24 protein-coding genes are annotated in these 15,529 nt (G+C 70.1%); 4 read left to right on the top strand and 20 right to left on the bottom strand.

Going from position 1 to position 15,529, the window contains the following annotated elements:
* Nucleotides 1-7: 7 nt before the first annotated feature.
* From ACI3EY_RS07920 to ACI3EY_RS07830, 19 genes are all read right to left on the bottom strand, one after another.
* On the bottom strand, nt 8-511 hold the full coding sequence (locus ACI3EY_RS07920; protein WP_405040048.1) for a RuvC family protein: 504 nt from the start codon (nt 509-511) through the stop codon (nt 8-10).
* 2 nt (nt 512-513) lie between these two features.
* On the bottom strand, nt 514-1,887 hold the full coding sequence (locus ACI3EY_RS07915) for a replicative DNA helicase (protein ID WP_405040047.1): 1,374 nt from the start codon (nt 1,885-1,887) through the stop codon (nt 514-516).
* Nucleotides 1,884-2,669 carry a hypothetical protein gene (locus tag ACI3EY_RS07910; RefSeq protein ID WP_405040046.1) on the bottom strand — a complete coding sequence of 262 codons (786 nt, stop codon included), beginning with the start codon at nt 2,667-2,669 and terminating at the stop codon, nt 1,884-1,886. The genes ACI3EY_RS07915 and ACI3EY_RS07910 overlap by 4 nt, the downstream gene beginning before the upstream one ends.
* Before the next feature lie 91 nt (nt 2,670-2,760).
* Complete coding sequence (locus ACI3EY_RS07905; protein WP_405040045.1) at nt 2,761-3,597, bottom strand: DUF2303 family protein; 837 nt, start codon at nt 3,595-3,597, stop codon at nt 2,761-2,763.
* 3 nt (nt 3,598-3,600) lie between these two features.
* Nucleotides 3,601-3,774, bottom strand: a complete 174-nt coding sequence (locus ACI3EY_RS07900) for a hypothetical protein (protein WP_405040044.1) — start codon at nt 3,772-3,774, stop codon at nt 3,601-3,603.
* The gene (locus ACI3EY_RS07895) at nt 3,767-4,144 is read right to left on the bottom strand and encodes a hypothetical protein (protein WP_405040043.1); all 378 of its coding nucleotides are present in this window, start codon (nt 4,142-4,144) and stop codon (nt 3,767-3,769) included. Before ACI3EY_RS07895 ends, ACI3EY_RS07900 begins: the two co-directional genes overlap by 8 nt.
* Nucleotides 4,145-4,185: 41 nt before the next feature.
* On the bottom strand, nt 4,186-4,749 hold the full coding sequence (locus ACI3EY_RS07890; protein ID WP_405040042.1) for a single-stranded DNA-binding protein: 564 nt from the start codon (nt 4,747-4,749) through the stop codon (nt 4,186-4,188).
* Between the two features lie 16 nt (nt 4,750-4,765).
* Nucleotides 4,766-5,284 carry a hypothetical protein gene (locus ACI3EY_RS07885; RefSeq protein ID WP_405040041.1) on the bottom strand — a complete coding sequence of 173 codons (519 nt, stop codon included), beginning with the start codon at nt 5,282-5,284 and terminating at the stop codon, nt 4,766-4,768.
* Entirely contained in the window at nt 5,281-6,900 is a 1,620-nt protein-coding gene (locus ACI3EY_RS07880) for a DNA cytosine methyltransferase (protein WP_405040040.1), read from the bottom strand. Before ACI3EY_RS07880 ends, ACI3EY_RS07885 begins: the two co-directional genes overlap by 4 nt.
* Nucleotides 6,900-7,166 (bottom strand): hypothetical protein, encoded by a 267-nt coding sequence (locus tag ACI3EY_RS07875; RefSeq protein ID WP_405040039.1) that lies wholly within the window; start codon nt 7,164-7,166, stop codon nt 6,900-6,902. The genes ACI3EY_RS07880 and ACI3EY_RS07875 overlap by 1 nt, the downstream gene beginning before the upstream one ends.
* Nucleotides 7,163-7,933: an exonuclease domain-containing protein gene (locus ACI3EY_RS07870; RefSeq protein WP_405040038.1), complete on the bottom strand. Its 771-nt coding sequence runs from the start codon at nt 7,931-7,933 to the stop codon at nt 7,163-7,165. The genes ACI3EY_RS07875 and ACI3EY_RS07870 overlap by 4 nt, the downstream gene beginning before the upstream one ends.
* Nucleotides 7,930-9,117, bottom strand: a complete 1,188-nt coding sequence (locus ACI3EY_RS07865; RefSeq protein ID WP_405040037.1) for a recombination directionality factor — start codon at nt 9,115-9,117, stop codon at nt 7,930-7,932. The genes ACI3EY_RS07870 and ACI3EY_RS07865 overlap by 4 nt, the downstream gene beginning before the upstream one ends.
* Before the next feature lie 3 nt (nt 9,118-9,120).
* The gene (locus tag ACI3EY_RS07860; RefSeq protein ID WP_405040036.1) at nt 9,121-10,050 is read right to left on the bottom strand and encodes a hypothetical protein; all 930 of its coding nucleotides are present in this window, start codon (nt 10,048-10,050) and stop codon (nt 9,121-9,123) included.
* Nucleotides 10,047-10,271, bottom strand: coding sequence for a hypothetical protein (locus ACI3EY_RS07855; RefSeq protein WP_405040035.1), 225 nt, complete (start codon nt 10,269-10,271; stop codon nt 10,047-10,049). Before ACI3EY_RS07855 ends, ACI3EY_RS07860 begins: the two co-directional genes overlap by 4 nt.
* Nucleotides 10,268-10,450, bottom strand: coding sequence for a hypothetical protein (locus ACI3EY_RS07850; RefSeq protein WP_405040034.1), 183 nt, complete (start codon nt 10,448-10,450; stop codon nt 10,268-10,270). The genes ACI3EY_RS07855 and ACI3EY_RS07850 overlap by 4 nt, the downstream gene beginning before the upstream one ends.
* On the bottom strand, nt 10,447-10,716 hold the full coding sequence (locus tag ACI3EY_RS07845) for a hypothetical protein (protein WP_405040033.1): 270 nt from the start codon (nt 10,714-10,716) through the stop codon (nt 10,447-10,449). The genes ACI3EY_RS07850 and ACI3EY_RS07845 overlap by 4 nt, the downstream gene beginning before the upstream one ends.
* Nucleotides 10,713-10,943 carry a hypothetical protein gene (locus tag ACI3EY_RS07840; RefSeq protein ID WP_405040032.1) on the bottom strand — a complete coding sequence of 77 codons (231 nt, stop codon included), beginning with the start codon at nt 10,941-10,943 and terminating at the stop codon, nt 10,713-10,715. The genes ACI3EY_RS07845 and ACI3EY_RS07840 overlap by 4 nt, the downstream gene beginning before the upstream one ends.
* Before the next feature lie 76 nt (nt 10,944-11,019).
* The gene (locus tag ACI3EY_RS07835) at nt 11,020-11,166 is read right to left on the bottom strand and encodes a hypothetical protein (RefSeq protein WP_405040031.1); all 147 of its coding nucleotides are present in this window, start codon (nt 11,164-11,166) and stop codon (nt 11,020-11,022) included.
* Entirely contained in the window at nt 11,163-11,417 is a 255-nt protein-coding gene (locus ACI3EY_RS07830; RefSeq protein WP_405040030.1) for a helix-turn-helix transcriptional regulator, read from the bottom strand. The genes ACI3EY_RS07835 and ACI3EY_RS07830 overlap by 4 nt, the downstream gene beginning before the upstream one ends.
* 279 nt (nt 11,418-11,696) lie before the next feature.
* On the opposite strand from ACI3EY_RS07830, the gene ACI3EY_RS07825 reads away from it, so the two are divergent.
* From ACI3EY_RS07825 to ACI3EY_RS07810, 4 genes are all read left to right on the top strand, one after another.
* Nucleotides 11,697-12,269: a helix-turn-helix domain-containing protein gene (locus ACI3EY_RS07825; RefSeq protein ID WP_405040029.1), complete on the top strand. Its 573-nt coding sequence runs from the start codon at nt 11,697-11,699 to the stop codon at nt 12,267-12,269.
* 48 nt (nt 12,270-12,317) lie between these two features.
* Nucleotides 12,318-13,133: a GAF domain-containing protein gene (locus ACI3EY_RS07820; RefSeq protein ID WP_405040028.1), complete on the top strand. Its 816-nt coding sequence runs from the start codon at nt 12,318-12,320 to the stop codon at nt 13,131-13,133.
* 346 nt (nt 13,134-13,479) lie between these two features.
* Nucleotides 13,480-13,860 carry an ImmA/IrrE family metallo-endopeptidase gene (locus ACI3EY_RS07815; protein ID WP_405040027.1) on the top strand — a complete coding sequence of 127 codons (381 nt, stop codon included), beginning with the start codon at nt 13,480-13,482 and terminating at the stop codon, nt 13,858-13,860.
* The gene (locus tag ACI3EY_RS07810) at nt 13,851-14,105 is read left to right on the top strand and encodes a DUF3263 domain-containing protein (protein WP_405040026.1); all 255 of its coding nucleotides are present in this window, start codon (nt 13,851-13,853) and stop codon (nt 14,103-14,105) included. Before ACI3EY_RS07815 ends, ACI3EY_RS07810 begins: the two co-directional genes overlap by 10 nt.
* On the opposite strand, the gene ACI3EY_RS07805 is transcribed toward ACI3EY_RS07810, so the two are convergent.
* On the bottom strand, nt 14,089-15,513 hold the full coding sequence (locus ACI3EY_RS07805; protein ID WP_405040025.1) for a recombinase family protein: 1,425 nt from the start codon (nt 15,511-15,513) through the stop codon (nt 14,089-14,091). The two genes, ACI3EY_RS07810 and ACI3EY_RS07805, sit on opposite strands and share 17 nt — an antisense overlap.
* Between the last annotated feature and the right edge of the window lie 16 nt (nt 15,514-15,529).

Raw genomic sequence — 15,529 nt, 5'->3', positions numbered from 1 at the left:
ATTCGCTTCATTCTGCGGCTCGTGCCCGTGAGTGTGTGCCCGTGAGGTCTGCCGCGTAGACGGCGAGGGCGTAGGCCTGCCAGATGTCGGCGCGGAAGCCGTGGAACCATCCGGGCTCGGCCTTGGTGCCCTTGCCGTGGTTGGGCTGGCCGGGGGCGAAGCGGTCGACGAGGGCTTGGCGGACGTTGGAGTCCTTGGCCTTCGCGGAGTGGCAGTGGTGGACCTTTACGGGCTGCCGGTAGACAAGGTCGACGGGGATGTGGGTGTAGGGGATGGTCTCGTAGAAGCGGCCGACCCAGACGCAGGTGTCGAAGACGGTCTTGCCGACGGCCATGCCGTAGGAGGCGACCATCTCGATGACGGCCTTGTCGACGACGAGCCCGCTGAGCTGGAGGCGCTCGAGGAGGTCTTCGTTGTCGGTCTTGCCGAAGTCCAGGGGTCGGCAGGTGTCTGCGTCGATGACGCACCACCCGGATTCGATGTTGCCGGGGTCGATAGCCAGGATGCGCATGGTCAGTCCTCTCGGTGGGTGTGCTCGATGTGGCGTGCTGGGTCGTGGTCGCCCCAGCGCGGTGGTTCGGTGACGCGGGAGTAGTGGCCCTGGAAGATGAGCTGCAACTGGGTGACGGCGCCGTGGCGGCTCTTGGGGATCCCGATGCGCAGCTCGGATGGGTCTGCGTCGCCGGACAGGTCGCGGTGCAGGAGGAGGACGGTGTCGGCGGCGGCTTCGATTTCGCCGGACTCGCGCAGGTGGTGCATCTGGGGTGCCCGGTCGGCGGTCTGTTCGCTGGCGCGGTTGATCTGGGCGAGGGCGATGACGGGGACGTCCAGTTCGCGGGCGAGGAGTTTGAGGCCGCGGGCGATGGCGTCGACCTGGACGCGGCGGTCGTTCTTGGGGGCACCGACTGGGGGTGCGATGAGGCCGAGGTAGTCGACGACGACGGGGCCGACGTCGGGGGTGGTGCGGCGCAGCGCCCGCAGGTGTGCGCGGATCTGCGCGAGGGACATGCCGGAGCGGTCGTCGATGGTCATGGGCAGGGCGGCGAGGGTGTCGCCGGCGGTGTTCAGCTTGTCCCAGTCGTCGGCGGTGAGTTCGCGGCGGAGCATGCGGCCGCCGTCGACGGAGCCGATGTTGGACAGGAGCCGTAGGTGCAGTTGGGTGCGGGGCATTTCGAGGCTGTACATGACGGGGTGTGCGTGGCGGTGGGCGGCGTCGAGGAGGATCTGGCCGGCGACGGCGGTCTTGCCGATGGAGGGGCGTGCGCCGACGATGTAGAGCTCGCCGGGCTTCCATCCGCCGATGGCGTGGGTGAGCCGGGACCAGGGGGTGGGCATGCCGGGCGGCGCGGTGAGGGAGTTGAGGGCGGTCTCGATGGCTTGGGCGTGGGTGGGTGCGACGTCGCGGGTGGTGACGAGGGCGTCGAGGCGGGCGCGGGCTGCGTCGACTGCTTCGAGGGCGTCGTCGGCGGTGGTGGGGTTCGTGTCGGTGGCGGCGAGTTCGCGGCCGGTGGTGGCGATGGTGCGCAGGGTGTGGGCGTCTCGGACGATGCCTGCGTGCCAGGCGGCGTTGGTGTGGGTGATGACGTTCGCGGCGAGCTGGTGGAGGTAGGGGGTGCCGCCGATGCGGTCGAGGAGACCTTGGGTGCGCAGGTGTTCGGCGACGGTGAGGACGTCGGCGGGGATGCCGGTCTCGGCGAGGTGGAGCGCGGCGGCGTAGATCCGTTCGTGGGCGGGCCGGTAGAAGTGCTCGGGGGTGAGGGTTTCGGCGACATCGGTGAGGGCGTCGGTGGACACGAGGATGGATCCGAGGACGGCCCGTTCGGCTTCGACGGCTTGGGCGGGGAGGTGCTCGGGCAGGTGCTCTGGGTCGATGGGCTGGGCGCTCACGTTGGGTCACCACCTGGTCGTGGGGTGGCGACGTCGTCGAGCATGGGCAGGTTGGCCCAGGGGTCGGCCTTGGCCTGGGCGTGGTCGCGGAGGGCGGTCTCGAGGTCGCCGGCTTCGTGGCAGGCGTTGATCCATGCCTTGGGTGAGCGGACGCGCTGGGTGGCCAGGAGGCTGTCGAGGTGGTCGAGTCTCTCGTCCTCCTCCTGCCAGCCGAGGAGTCCCGCGACGTGGCTACGAGGGGTAAGGGGAGAAGAGGGACGGGACGGGTCGGGACGGGGGTCGCGAACTTCGGGCGAAGTTCGGCTGTTGTTCGGGCGAACATCTGAGCCCTTACGGCTGCTCCGGACGTTCCTCATCCGCTCCCGTGCGGCATCCCTCTCGGCCCTGACCTGCGCTCTTGTCGGCTGGTAGTCCTCCCAGTCGTGGAAGCGGTAGGCGTGTGTGGGCTGGCTGTTCCTGCCACGGCGCGGTTTCGCGGAATCGGTGCCGTGGTCGTTCTCTGGCTGAGATGTGGCGGGATTCTGGCTGGATCGTGGCGGGATCTTGGCAGCCCGGCGCCGGGGAGCGGGGTCGACCGCGTCCCAGAGTCCGGCCTCGACGAGGGCTTCGGCGTCGCGGCGGCGGCCGCCGAGGGCGAGCAGCGCGCTGGTCGGGACGATGCCGTCGGTCTCGTTGCTGGCGCAGTAGGACCCTGCGGTTACCCAGAGGGCACGTGCCCCGGGGGGCAGGCTCATCCACTTCGGGTGGCCCCAGAGCTTGTCGTCGACCTTGAACCAGGTCATCAGGTGGTTGTCCTTTCGAGTCCAGGGGGCGGTGGTCGGCCTTGGCCGTCTCTCGGCCGCCCGGGCGTGTGTCCGGGCGGCCTGGGGGCGGTCAGGCGTGCCAGACGGTGCGGCTGGTCTGTCCCTGCACGAACTCGATGACCTGGTCGAAGGCGTCGCGCAGGACGTCCTCGGGGCGGGTCAGGCGGTAGCCGAGGGCGAGGTTGCCGCCGTTGATGCGGTAGCGGAACCGGGCCTCGACGCGGTAGGCCTCGCCGCGCTCGAAGGGCTGCAGCGCGAGGGAGAACTTGTCGGGGATCGCCAGGGATCCCTTCTTGCCGGCGGTGGCGTTCTGCTCTTCGGTGTAGAGGAGCTGGGTCTCGCCGGAGGCGATCCGCTGGGAGGAGGCGAAGTCGACCTTGGTGGTGGCCTGGAAGGTCTGGGCGAGCTCGAGCATGTCGGCACCGGAGGGGGTGACGAAGTTGGGTAGGTGGTCCTCGATGAACTCGGCGAAGTCGGCCTGGGTCATGAGCTTGCCGTCGTGGGCGGTCCACTGCTGCCAGTCCTTGGTGGCGGGCAGGGCGAGGGTGATGGTGTGGTCGCCGTAGCCGGCGGCGTCCTCGGTGCCGCCGGAGGTGAAGCCGTGGGCGTTGATGACGGCTCGGATGGTGCCGGCCTTGGTGTTGGCGTAGAGCTCGGTCTCGGGGAGGCCGTGCTTGGCGAGGGCGTCGATGAAGGAGTCGACGTTGGTGAGGGTGATCTGGCCGGTCTTGCGGTCGGGGTGGGCGGGAAGGATGCCGAGCTTGTCGCGGACGTCGATGACTCTGGCCTGGCCGTCGGTGTCGCGGACGATGTAGAGGCCGACGGTGTCGTCGGCTGGGATCGCGTGCGGGGTGACGGACTCCTGGGCGGTGGTGATGAGGTCGTGGTTCTCGGTGTTCTCGGGCATGGCTCAGTCCTTCTTGGTCTTGACGGTGATGACGGTCGTCCCGCTGCCGGGGTAGACCTGGGTGTTGCTGACGTAGCGCCGCCCATCGGTGATGACGACGTGGTTGTCGGTGATGACGACGGACTCCTCCTCGCCGGTGGCGAGGTCGGTGCAGGTGACGCGCGTGCCCTCAGCCATCGGTGCCGTCCTTGACCTCGCCGGTGACGGGGTCGACGCCCTTGGGGACGGCGACCTCGCGCAGCGACTCGAAGGTCATCTGGTTGGGGTCGTCGCGCTGGAGGTTGCCGTCGCTGCCGCGGAAGAAGATGGAGGCGCCGCGGTTGTGCTCGGGGAGCTTGAGCTTGATCTCGTCGGAGACCTGGAGGGCCTCGTCGTTGCCCTTGAGCGGCTCAACGGTGATGGTGAGGGTGAGGGAGCCCTTCTTGCCGGTGTCCTCGACACGGGCGACAAGGTCGCGCAGGCCTTCACCGAGCTCGTCGTGGGTGCGGCCGCGGTTCTGTTCCCGGATGAAGTCCGCGAGGGGCCGGACGGGTGGGTGGTCGGTCATGGTGGTGCCTTCCTGTGTGGGTGGTGCCGGTGGTGGCTGGGTCAGAACGGGGGCTCGTCGTAGGTGGGGGCGCCGCCCCAGCCGCTCTTGGCGGGATCCGGCTTGGGGTCCCAGGGCTGGCCGGGGCCGTCGGGCGTCGTCGTGGTGGGTCGGGCGCTGCCGGCGCCGGCGGAGGGCTGCTGCTGGCCCTGCTGGCTGCTGCCCTGGTTGCCGCCCCACGAAGAGCCGCCGCCCTGCTGCTTCGGGGCCTTGGTGACCGCCGCGGTGGCGTAGCGCAGCGAGGGCCCGACCTCCTCGACCTGCATCTCCATGACGGTGCGGTTCTCGCCCTCCTGGGTCTGCCAGGAGCGGGAGACGAGGCGCCCGGTGGCGAGGACGCGGTCGCCGCGGTGCAGCGACTCCGAGACGTGCTCGGCGGCCTCGCGCCACACGGAGCAGCGCATGAAGAGGGTCTCGCCGTCCTTGAACTCGTTGGCCTGCTTGTCGAAGTGGCGGGGGGTGGAGGCGATGGTGAAGTTGGCGACCGCGGCACCGCTGGGGGTGAAGCGCAGCTCGGGGTCGGCGGTGAGGTTGCCGACGACGGTGATGGGGGTCTCTCCGGACATGGGTGGGTCCTTCCGTTCAGGCGGCGTTGGTGCCGCGGTGGGTGGTGCTGGTCTGGTTGGGGAGCCACACGCGGATGCCGCGGCGCTCGACCCATCGGCCGCCGACGAGGTCGCGGGGTGACTCGTTGTCGTGCGCCAGCTCCTGGTGGTGGGTCTCGCAGAGGCCGGTGCTGCGGCCCTTGGCTTCCTGGCGGCGGCACCCGACCTCGGTGCACTTCCGGTGGGTGCGGGGCTCGCTGGGCTCGTCCTGCCGGGGTGGGCGGGCGTTGAGGATCTGGCGGACCCCGGAGCGGGTGAGGCCGTGGGCGTCGGCGATCTGCTGGTAGGTGGCGCCGACCTTGCGCTCGGTGGCCATCTGCTCGACGACGTCCGGGTGCACGGAGCGGGGGTCGCGGAACTTGATGCCGAGGTCGTGCGCGAGCTCGCGGACGTAGGCGGGGCTGAGGCCGTAGCGTTCGGCGGTCTCGGCTGCGGTGAGGTGCTCGTCGCGGCAGGCGAGGAGGTCGGCGCGGTCGATGGCTGGTGGGCGGCTCATGCCGCCGCTCCGTCCGTGAGGGTGGCGACGACGCAGGCGATGAGGTCTCGTGCTGCTGGTGGGGTGACGGCGTTGCCTGCGAGGCGGACCTGCTCGCGGCGGTTGCCGAGCATCACGTAGCTGGTGGGGAAGGCCATGGCGCGTGCGCACTCGGCGGGCTCGAGCATCCGGAAGAGGACGTCGTCGACGTGGGCCTCGGCTGCGGCGATGTCGCCCGGGGTGAGGAGCGACTGGTGCCCGGTGGTGGTGATGGTGCGGGCGACCTCGTGGATCGGGGTCGACATCTGGCCCTGGTCTCCGCGTGCGGTGTTGTTCCGCATGAGCAGTGCGTGCCGGGCGGTCGTGGTGACCGCGTCCAGCGGGTCGCTGGTCGGGCGTGCACCGCGGGTGTTCGAGCCGTAGTAGGAGGTGATGAGGGCGTGGTGGTTGCCGGACGCCGTGAGTGTGGCCAGGGGGTGCGCGGCTGGTCGTGCGGTCGATCCGCCGCCGCGCAGCTCAGCGATGAACGGCGGGGCTGGGTAGGCCAGTCCGGTCTCCAGGCGGGTGGTCTGGGTCCGCAGGGCCCGCTCCATGGACTGGGCGACCTTGCCGTCGCGGCCCTCGACGGGCACGGCCAGGGCCTTGGACTCGATGGTGTGCAGCGTCCGCAGGGGTTCGTCGACCGACCATGCCCGGTAGTAGGAGTTCGGGTCGCCGTGGCGGGCGTGCTTGGGGTCGGCGGCGTCGTAGGTGTTGCCCGCGGCCTCGAGGTGGATCGGGGTCCAGTAGCGGGCGATACCGGCGGCGATCCGCTTGCGGGTCTTCTCGGCCAGGGGCCTGGCACGGTCGCCGATGCGCTGGCCGGGGATGTCCCAGTCGATGATGGTCGACGCGGGCAGCCATGCGGGCTCGACGATCTGGTTGCGGCAGGCGACGTTGGGGCACCGGTAGACGTACTGGGACCGGTAGCGGCCGACGCCGGTGTGGTCGGGGCGCTTCCATGCCTGCATGGCGGCGACGGTCGTGTCGCAGCTGTCGCAGTAGGCCTTCGGGCGGAGGGCGGCCTGGAAGTCGGGCCGCACGTTGCCCTTGCGGTGGAAGACGACGTAGAGGCGGTCGCGGGACTGGGGTGCGGGGTCGCCGAGCCCGGCGGCGTGCATGGAGTTCAGGGACACCACCTGGTGGTGGTAGCCGAGGGAGTCCATGGCGAGCAGCCACGCCTGGAAGGGGAGCCAGTCGGCGGCCTCGACGACGTTCTCGACGATGATCGCCTGGTAGCGGTGGTGTTCGGTGAAGCGGACGACGTCCCACATCGTGGCGCGGGACCGGTCGGCGGCTTCGTCGGGCAGGGCCTCGCCCCAGAGTTCGGTCTGCAGGGTGTCGCGCTTGCGGCCCTTGGCCCGGGAGTGGTTGGTGCACTCGGGGGAGGCCCAGAGCAGGTCGGTGGCGGGGAAGTAGGGGGGGCTGATCTGGGAGAGGTCGGCGCAGATGTGGTCGGCGTCCTGGTGGTTGGAGTTGTGGGTGTCGATCGCGAGCTGCCAGTGGTTGGAGGCGACGCGAACCTGGACGCCGGGAACGTCGATGGCGCCGGTGGAGGAGCCGCCTGCGCCGCAGAAGAGGTCGGTGAGTGTGAGCATCAGTGGTCTCCTCGTGCGATCAGGTCGTCCCACCAGATGCCGGCCTCGTCGACGTTGCGGGGCACCCACTGCTGGGGGTCGGCGGGGCGGATCCCGGAGAGCCGGTCGAGGCGGGAGATGTCGCCGGGCTGCTCGGGGCGGGGCGGGGTGCCCTGCTTGGGGTGCCGGGTGGTGACGCCTGCCCACAGGACGTAGGCGCAGGCGGCGAGGAACGCCGTGAAGATCGCCACGGGGACGGCGCCGAAGAGAGAGGCGAGGGTGCTCACGCTGGGACCTCCTCGCGCGCTGGCAGCTGGTCCGGGGCCCATCCCTGCGGGGCGGGCTGGATCGGCCAGTCGCGGGAGACGTCGTCGGTCTTGCCCTGGCGGACGAGGTAGCGACCGAAGGACTCAGACTGCTCCCGCTTGGCCCGCACCTGCAGGGCGTGCAGCTCGGGCAGGTCGACCTGCACCTCGGGGAAGCGGTGCGCGATCGTCCAGGCGACCCGGCCGGCGGCGAGGGCGTCCGCGGCAGCGCCGTGGGCCTGCTCGGCGGTGAGGGTGACGCCGTAGTGCTTGGTGACGTCGACGAGCTTGCGGGAGCCCTTGCGGTAGGTGTCGACCATCTTGTCGAGGACGAAGGTGTCGATGACGGGCTCGATGGCCTGGAGCTGGCCGGCGAGGCCGTAGTGCCCGTGGCGCATGCACTCGGCCCAGAGGAGGGTGAGGTCGTAGGTGACGTTGTGGCCGACGACCGGGTATCCCTCGGCTACGGCCTCGAGGAGGCGCTGGGCGAGGTCTGCCGTGGCGAGGGCCGGGTCTCCGCCGTGGGTGCGGGCGTGTTCGGTGGTGATGCCGTGGATGGCGGCTGCGCCGTCGGGGATGGGGATGCCGGGGTCGACGGTCCAGTTGGTGGTGTCGGTGGCGAGGTTGCCTCCGGCGAGGATGACGGCGGCGGTGACGATGCGGTCGCGGTGGCAGTCGACGCCGGTGGTTTCCAGGTCGAAGAGGGCGAGGCGTCCGGTGTGCCAGGCGGTGGCGAAGAGGGTGCTCACGCCGACACCGCCTCGGGGACCTCACCGGTGGTCAGCGTGTGCAGAGCGGCCTGCAGGTGCTCCACGGTGCACTCGGCCAGCGGCAGCGACGCCTGCTTCTCGACCATGCTGCGCGTCTCGTCGAAGCCCAGTCCGTGGGTGCCGGCCTTGGCCAGCAGCTGCTGCCAGACCACGGCGCGCGGGTCCGCGCCAGGGTCGGTGGCGGGCTGCTCGTCCTCGACGACCTCGGCGTCGACCGGCTCGTCAATCGGAGCCTGCTCGGTGGGCTGGTCAGAGTCGTCGGGCCAGTCGCCCTCGCCCGACTCGTCAGCGACCACGGCCGCGTTCTTGAGCTGGTCCGCGCGCAGGGTGATCGCCTCGTGCAGGTCCGGCGTCATGTGCCCGGCGTCCTTGACCCGGGTCCAGAGCGCGCGACACTCGTCGAGGTCGTCGATGGCCGCAAGTTCCGCGAGGTAGTCCGGGCGGGACTCCTCGAGCGCGGCCCGCTCCTGCGCCGGGGCCTCCAGCATCGGCACTCCACCGACCCCGCCCACGAGCTCGACGAGCCGCTTCTTCGTGACGTGCAGGTCCAGCACCGGCACCACGTACCGCGAGGTCTGCGGCTTGCCCTTGACCTCGATGATCGAGGACCGGTCCGCGAGCGACAGCGTCGCCGGGACCAGGTCGCCGACGTGCATCGCCAGCTCGGCCATCGACGGCAGCTCGGCGGCGGCGTTCCAGCCCTTGGACTCCATGCGCCAGACACCGAGGGTCTCGACCTCGGCCAGCATCACCGACAGGCGAGTCGTCGGCTTCTCGATGGCCTGCAGGTGCTCGGGGTCCTGGGGGTCGCAGAAGGTGCCGGCCGGGTCCTTCTCGCCGTCGCAGCGGTGCTTGCAGCCGCCGCGGGTCCAGAACTCGTGCCACTGGGAGAAGCCGCCCTTGACGACGATGACTGGGATGGAGCGGGCGTCGGTGATGACCTCGTGCTCGGCCTTGCCGTCGTTGTCCCAGGGCTGGGCGTTGCCGCCGTAGAGGCTGGCGACCTCGGCGACGAGTCGCTCGCTGGGGGAGGTGAAGCGGAAGCGGTCGAGCTTCTCCGGGCGGGTGTAGGTCTTGCCCTCGCGGCTGGTGCCGGTGACCTTCTGGCCGAGGCGGATTCGGCCCTGCTCGGCCATGCGTCGCTGGATGTTGATGATGGGCATGGGTCATGCCGCCTTTCGGGTGGTCCGGGCGGGCTTGCGCGAGGCGCGGGCGCGACCGGAGGGGGTGATGGGGTGGCAGGCCTTGGCGTGGCTGGCGTGCATCCACGTCTGGCCGGCGATGAAGCCGCGGAAGGCGGCGAACTCCTCGTTGCCCGATGGCACGGGGATGAAGGCGTAGGAGTCGCTGCGCAGGTTGAGGATCGCCGCGCCCGTGGTCTTGAGCATCGGCATGATCGAGCCGTCCGGGAGCCACATCTCGGTGGCGTTGCGTTGGGCGGCCAGCTGCAGCGGCTGCTCGTCGTAGAGGACGTCGTCGGCCTTGGTGCTGCTGGTCTTGGTGTCGACGACCCAGCGGGCCCGCTTGTCGCCTTCGAGCTTCTTGGGCTTGACCCCGGCGAGGTTGCCGTCGAGGCGCAGCCGGTAGATCGCGTCCAGCGTCCCGGCGTACCCGGCCTGGGGGTGGGCGACGGTTAGCTCGGCGGCCTCGACGTCGCGGGTGATGTCGATCTCGTAGTCGTCGAGGAAGCGCAGGTACTGGCCGACGTAGGGCTCGACCTCGTCGTCGTCTGGCAGGGCGCGTCCGGTGAGGTGCGCCTCGGCGTAGTCGTGGATCCGGCTGCCGAGGTCGGCGGCGGTCTCGCGGACGATCTTGACCTCGCGCTTGGTGGCCTTGTGCAGGCAGTCGAGGCAGGTGCCGCACTCGTCGGCGACGCGCTTGGGCTTGCACGGTGCGATGAGCGCTGCGGCGACCATCTGCGGCATGAGGTCGAGGGCCTTCTCGGCGGTGATCTTCGCGGCCCAGGGCACGAGCGCGGGCTTGGAGATCGAGTCCAGGACGTTGGTGATGGAGATGAACTCCCGCCCGGGGTGCTCGGGGTGCCGGTAGTAGCGGCCTTTGTCCTCGGTGGCCTGCGCGAACTTGGGGTTCGTCATGCCGCTGCCCTGCTCTCCTGGTCGTGGGTGATGCACCGTGTGCTGCGGGCGCACTGGCAGACGCCAGTGCCGAAGTCGTGTGCGGGGGACCAGGGGGTGTCGGTCTCGTGGACGCAGTCCTGGGGCTGGTGGAGGCAGTCGGCGATCTCGGCCGGGGCGAGGAGGCGGGGGACCTCGGTGCTGGGGAGGTCGTCGTCGGTCCAGGTGACGATGGCGTTCATGCGCCGATCGCCGCCTCGATCGCCTGCGGGTCGTCCACGGTGTGCAGCGCGTCGCGGAGGGCTTCGAGCAGGTCTTCGCCGGCCTCGGGCGTGAACTCCAGCACCGTGCGGGCGGTGTCGGCGTCGTAGACCTCGATGAGGCGGACCTCGGGGTGGACGGTGACGGTGAGGTTGCTCATGCGCGCACCTCGATCCCGTGCGCCGCGATGAGGGCGGTGGTGTAGACCTTCCGGCCGGTGTCGGGGTCCTCGATGGTGACGAGGAGTCCGTCGCGGATGGGCTTGACCTCGGTGATGCGCCAGACGTCGCCGTGGATGGTGACGGGGTAGCCGGTGCGGGCGGCCAGGAGGTGGCCCAGCACGCCGGCGCCGACGGCCTCGGCGTCTTGGTCGGCCATGATGCGCGGCCGGTCCGTGGTGGTCTCGGGGGCGATGGTGGCGCTCATGCCGACACCGCTTCGATGCTGGCGGTGTGAACGACCGCCACCGGGGCCTCGCGGTTGAGGCCGTGACGAGCCGAAGCGGCACACACCGCCCAGAGGCGAGAGCGTCCGGGGCCGAACTCCTCCGGCGGGCGCGTGAGGTTGAAGGTCTTGCGCGGGATCGCTGACCCGCCGCGAAGGGTGCCGCGCGGGATCGCGGTGATGGTGCTGGTACTGGGGGTGGTGCTCATGGGATGCTTCTCCTGTTCGTTCGGTGAAGCCGGTCACTCGTTGCGCGGGGGCCGGCTTCGCTGTTGCTGGGGTGTGTCAGGCCGGCTTCTTCGCCGGGGCCCGACGGTCTGCGGGGGCGGACGCCTGGCGCATGGCCCGCGCGATGTCCTGCAGCTGGCGGTCGGGGATCGGGCCGCGCTCGGCGAGCATCCGGTCGACGACCTCCTTGGCCTCGGCGCTCATGCCGCCGTCCTCTTTCCCTTGGCGGACTGTCCAGTGCCATGCGACACCGACGGCGCGAAAAGGGTGTTGGGGAGCACGCGAAGGCCCTCCTCGATGCGCTGAGCGACGGTGGGCGTGCACGTGGCGCGCTCTCCGGTGCACAGCTGGTTGATGAACTGGCGGCTGACTCCGGCGTACCGGCCGAGGCGTGCCTGGGAGAAGTCGCCGAGGTCCATGTACTTGCGTAGGAGGTCGCGGTCCTTGAGCTTCATCCATCTACCTCTCGCCATCCGACGGCGCCTCATGGCCTGTTGCTTCATCGTCTCTCCTGTCGTCTTGGTTGTCAAGCACTGTGTGACTAAGTGTTGCATAGCGCTTGACATGCTGTCAACGAATGACACGTTTGTGCTTCCGCAGATGGGGGATGACCTGGGTGGATGGGGTGTCGCGTATTGCTTGACGAAGTGTTCAGCGTCTCGTTGCTACGCTGCTTGACACGTTCGGTCACGGGGAGTGGCCGGCACCCGAGCTGGTAGGAGAGTCTGCGTCCCATGCACGCGCTTCGCCGATACCTGCAGGACGGGCTCGATGCCCGTGGCTGGCAGCAGAGGGACCTGGCGCGTGAGAGTGGACTGTCCAGGCAGCGGGTGTCTCAGATGCTCACGGACGACCGGGGCCTTCTACCGTCGGTGCCGCAACGCGACACGCTCCAGGCCTTGGCCCGGGCGTTCGGGGTGGCGGAGTCGACGGTGACGGCCGTGGCGTTCGAGGCGATGGGGTACGACCTAGCAGCTGTGCGCCGTGAGGCGGACCTGTCCACTGCATCGACAGAGGACATCGTCCGCGCCCTCGCGCAACGCCTGGGGGTCGGACTCGATCGTGAGGACGGTGATGGGCATGGACAACAGTCCGCCCCCAGTACCCGCGCGGGTGACGCCCGTGACGAAGAGCAGGACCCCGGTGGCCACGTCACCGAGTTGCACCGCATGGACCAGGAAGCCAGGGCCGCCGCCGCAGCCCGGCGCGCTGCCGAGGTGCCTGACGACCTCGCCGCCCGCAAGACCGGCAAGGCCTCCCGGGTGCAGCGGGCCCGCGACCAGCAGGACCAGGATGCGCAGGAGTAAAGGTGTCGGAGGACCTGACTGCCCAGCGTTGATGCGAGGCGGTTGGTGATGGACGGCAGTTCCAGCCGGAGGGGCCGCCACCGAGCCTCCTTCCGGATCCGGCCCCTTGGCGTGCTCTTCGGCCTGCTCGTTCTGGCCTGCATCCTGTCGCTGGCGGCTCAGGACTACTGGCCGGGCCGTCTGCGAGGTGAGGACGGACTCACCCGCTGGGGGCTATGGGCGCTCATCGTGCTCTCGGCCGCCGCCTGGTTCTTGCCACGCTTGGACGGGTGGTTGAGGGAAAGGGAACAGGAGAGCGAGCGGCGAGGAGCACTAGCGAAGGCAGACGAGCTGTACAAGGTCCTATCGACGAACTTTCCCCTGATCACGGCCAAGATCCAGACCTACACGACGATCCCACGCAACCAGCGAGCGGATCGGGAGAGCATCGTGGGGGGCGTCTCCTCCGAGGTGCTCGACGCGGCACTCCGGGTCGCGGAGGGGGAGGGCGGCCGCTCCACCCTGTTCTGGTGGCAGCCTGAGCGAGGTGCGTTTGTCCCTGCGGAGTCCAAGGGGCGTAGCCCGATGGCGACCACAGTCCTTAAGCCCGACGCGGACTCGCCTGAATCGCCGTTCATGCAGATGTTGCTCAAGGGCGTGCCTCAGGTCGAAGTGCGAGCCAACCGCTCGAAGCCCTACCGGTGCTACGTGTCTGCCGCGATTCGGTCACTCGATGGCAGGGTGTTCGGGATCTTGACACTCGATCACGTCGAAGAGGACGGCCTGGACGACCAGGACGGGGACGTTCTGTTCGTCCTGGCTGACCTCCTGGCGATCGCGATAGTAGGTAAAAAGGAGGCCCCAGCTTGGACCGCTCCAGCATAGATACCTGCAATACTGGGGGCATGTCAGCGCCGACTCCCAAACCAGAGGTCGCGTTCACGACGCGCCTGGACGAGTACGACGCTGACCCCGAGGGGTACCGCCGCAGGTGGGATCGCCGTGCCGAAGAGATGCTCGTCCGCGATGTCAGTCGTCGAGCGCGTTCCATCCGGAAGGCAGGTGGGCGGCGCCGCTCTGGCCCATCAGGCTGGCTCAACCGATGGCGAGAGGCCTAGTTCCAACGTCGTCTCGGCGCCCTTGCCGACCCTGTCGGTGGTGCCGCCTACGGTCTCACTGCATGTCCTCGTATCACCCATGGAGAGAGCTTCGAGCCCTCACGCACATCGCCGTGCACTGGGTAGAGCTGCACCCCGGAGTCTGGGGCGCCAGCGACGGCCACGCGCGCATCTGGATCGACCACCGCCTCGGCCAGGTCGAACGCCGCTGCACCGTCGCCCACGAGCTTGAACACATCCGCCGCGGCCACCGCGGCTGCCAACCCGAACGGGTCGAGCGGTCCGTGCACGCCGCCGTCGCCCGCCGGCTCATCCCTGACGTGCACCGCCTGGCCGACGCCCTAGTGTGGGCGCGCGGGCACCACGACACCGCCGCCGACGAGCTGTGGGTCGACGAGGACACCCTCGCCGCCCGGCTCGACCCGGTGCACCTGCACCCGGCGGAGAAGGCGATCCTGACCGCGCGCATGGACGGGGTGCACGCGTGGCCCTGAACGTGACCGACCGCGCCATCCTGCAGGCGGCCGCCGGTACCTACACCGAACCGGGCGGCGAGCTGGAGGCCATCACCTACGCGTCCGGAATGAGTCTGGCCAAGACGTACCAGCGGCTCAACGAGCTCATGGCCGACCCCGAGGCATGGGCGGCGGATCCGGTGTCCCTCGCGCTGCTGGTTCGTAGGCAGGAGAAGTACGTGCGCCGGCGCCAGCACCGGCGCCGGGTCACCAACGGGGCGTGACGATCACCGTGTGCCGCTCGAAGATCCGCGGCTGCTTGAGCGACTCCCGGCGGTGCACGACGACGTCGACGAGGGCGCGCAGTTTCTCCCGCCGCTGAGGCATCGGCATCCGCTCCCACTCACCGTGCAGGTCAGACAGGTCGATGCCGTCCAGCGCCCGGGGTGTGAGCATCTGCCGAACGCGACGCTCGGCCGCCTGGATCTGTGGGCGCAGCCGCGCCTCGATGGTGGCGAGGGTGGCGGGGGAGACCTGCCCGTCGGCGGCCGCGGACACGAACCCGTCGAGTCGGTCGTGCAGCGTCTGCAGGTCGGCCCGAGCCGCGGCGACGTCCGGGCGGGGGTCGTCGGCGCCGGCGGCCAGCTGGGGGCCGTGGGCAGTGAGGAGCTCGAGGAGGACGTCGGTGACCCACGCGTCGGTGCCGGCGATGGAACGGGTCACCCGCATGCAGCCGGAGTGCATGCACGAGTACGACGGGGTGCCGCGGTTCTTCACCCTGCGCAGCGGTGCACCGCACTCACCGCAGGTGGCGATGCCGGTGAGCAGGTGCCGGGCGGTGGAGTCGCCGGTCCGTGACAGCCGGGACGGGTCGGTCAGGAGTGCGAAGGCCCGTTCCCAGGACTCGACGTCGACCAGGGGTGCCCACTGGGCGTCGCCGACGATGACGCCCTTGTGGGTGCGCTTCGCCGCGTAGGTGGGGGACGTCGCGATCCTCTTGACGGTGATCTGCAGCCACTGCTGCGGCGGCCACGTCCGCGACGTCGGCGGCCGCGGGGGAGTGACACCCCTGCGGGTGAGGTCCTTGGCGATGGTGTTGCAGGCGTCGCCGGCCAGGACCCGGGTGTAGATCTCGCGGACGATGGGGGCGGTGGTCTCGTCGGGGACCTGGCGCAGGAGGGCGCCGGTGGTGGGGTCGTACTCGCGCCGGTAGCCGTAGGGGAGTTTGCCGTGGGGTGCGCCGGCTGCTGCCCGGGCGCGGACCGCGCGCAGGACACGCTCGCTGGTGCGGGCGGACTCGTCCTGGGACAGGAGGGCGTCGAGGCCGGTGCGGAACCGGGCGTCGCGGGTGGCGAGGTCGTAGACGGTGCCGGAGTAGCCCCAGAGCACGCCATGAGTGGTGCAGAGGTCGGCGAGCTCGGCGTACTCGGCGAGCTGGCGGGTGGCGCGGGAGGCTTCCCAGGTGAGGAGGATGTCGTGCTGGCCGGAGGTGATGGCGTCCGTGAGGTCGGTCCATCGGGTGCGAGCTCGGCCGCCGCTGGCGTAGCGTGAGGCGGACCCGGTCTCGGTGATGACCGCGGTGACGTCCCACCCTTCGCGGGTGGCCCAGGCGCGGCACTCGGCTTCCTGCTCGGAGACGGAGCGGCCCTCGTGGGCGTCGATGGAGACGCGTGCGTAGATGAGTGCCCTCATGCGAACAACTGTACGA

This window comes from Serinicoccus shuyuelongi (assembly GCF_045032955.1).
Classification (GTDB): domain Bacteria; phylum Actinomycetota; class Actinomycetes; order Actinomycetales; family Dermatophilaceae; genus Ornithinicoccus.
The sequence above is the reverse complement of the archived record's forward strand: the minus strand, read 5'-3'. Positions and strand labels throughout refer to the sequence as shown.

Bases quoted from the DNA above. Each gene is read 5' to 3' on its own strand.
- ACI3EY_RS07920 (WP_405040048.1), bottom strand. From the start codon at position 511: ATGCGCATCCTGGCTATCGACCCCGGCAACATCGAATCCGGGTGGTGC.
- ACI3EY_RS07910 (WP_405040046.1), bottom strand. From the start codon at position 2,669: ATGACCTGGTTCAAGGTCGACGACAAGCTCTGGGGCCACCCGAAGTGG.
- ACI3EY_RS07905 (WP_405040045.1), bottom strand. From the start codon at position 3,597: ATGCCCGAGAACACCGAGAACCACGACCTCATCACCACCGCCCAGGAG.
- ACI3EY_RS07900 (WP_405040044.1), bottom strand. From the start codon at position 3,774: ATGGCTGAGGGCACGCGCGTCACCTGCACCGACCTCGCCACCGGCGAG.
- ACI3EY_RS07895 (WP_405040043.1), bottom strand. From the start codon at position 4,144: ATGACCGACCACCCACCCGTCCGGCCCCTCGCGGACTTCATCCGGGAA.
- ACI3EY_RS07890 (WP_405040042.1), bottom strand. From the start codon at position 4,749: ATGTCCGGAGAGACCCCCATCACCGTCGTCGGCAACCTCACCGCCGAC.
- ACI3EY_RS07885 (WP_405040041.1), bottom strand. From the start codon at position 5,284: ATGAGCCGCCCACCAGCCATCGACCGCGCCGACCTCCTCGCCTGCCGC.
- ACI3EY_RS07880 (WP_405040040.1), bottom strand. From the start codon at position 6,900: ATGCTCACACTCACCGACCTCTTCTGCGGCGCAGGCGGCTCCTCCACC.
- ACI3EY_RS07865 (WP_405040037.1), bottom strand. From the start codon at position 9,117: ATGCCCATCATCAACATCCAGCGACGCATGGCCGAGCAGGGCCGAATC.
- ACI3EY_RS07860 (WP_405040036.1), bottom strand. From the start codon at position 10,050: ATGACGAACCCCAAGTTCGCGCAGGCCACCGAGGACAAAGGCCGCTAC.
- ACI3EY_RS07855 (WP_405040035.1), bottom strand. From the start codon at position 10,271: ATGAACGCCATCGTCACCTGGACCGACGACGACCTCCCCAGCACCGAG.
- ACI3EY_RS07850 (WP_405040034.1), bottom strand. From the start codon at position 10,450: ATGAGCAACCTCACCGTCACCGTCCACCCCGAGGTCCGCCTCATCGAG.
- ACI3EY_RS07845 (WP_405040033.1), bottom strand. From the start codon at position 10,716: ATGAGCGCCACCATCGCCCCCGAGACCACCACGGACCGGCCGCGCATC.
- ACI3EY_RS07840 (WP_405040032.1), bottom strand. From the start codon at position 10,943: ATGAGCACCACCCCCAGTACCAGCACCATCACCGCGATCCCGCGCGGC.
- ACI3EY_RS07835 (WP_405040031.1), bottom strand. From the start codon at position 11,166: ATGAGCGCCGAGGCCAAGGAGGTCGTCGACCGGATGCTCGCCGAGCGC.
- ACI3EY_RS07830 (WP_405040030.1), bottom strand. From the start codon at position 11,417: ATGAAGCTCAAGGACCGCGACCTCCTACGCAAGTACATGGACCTCGGC.
- ACI3EY_RS07825 (WP_405040029.1), top strand. From the start codon at position 11,697: ATGCACGCGCTTCGCCGATACCTGCAGGACGGGCTCGATGCCCGTGGC.
- ACI3EY_RS07820 (WP_405040028.1), top strand. From the start codon at position 12,318: ATGGACGGCAGTTCCAGCCGGAGGGGCCGCCACCGAGCCTCCTTCCGG.
- ACI3EY_RS07805 (WP_405040025.1), bottom strand. From the start codon at position 15,513: ATGAGGGCACTCATCTACGCACGCGTCTCCATCGACGCCCACGAGGGC.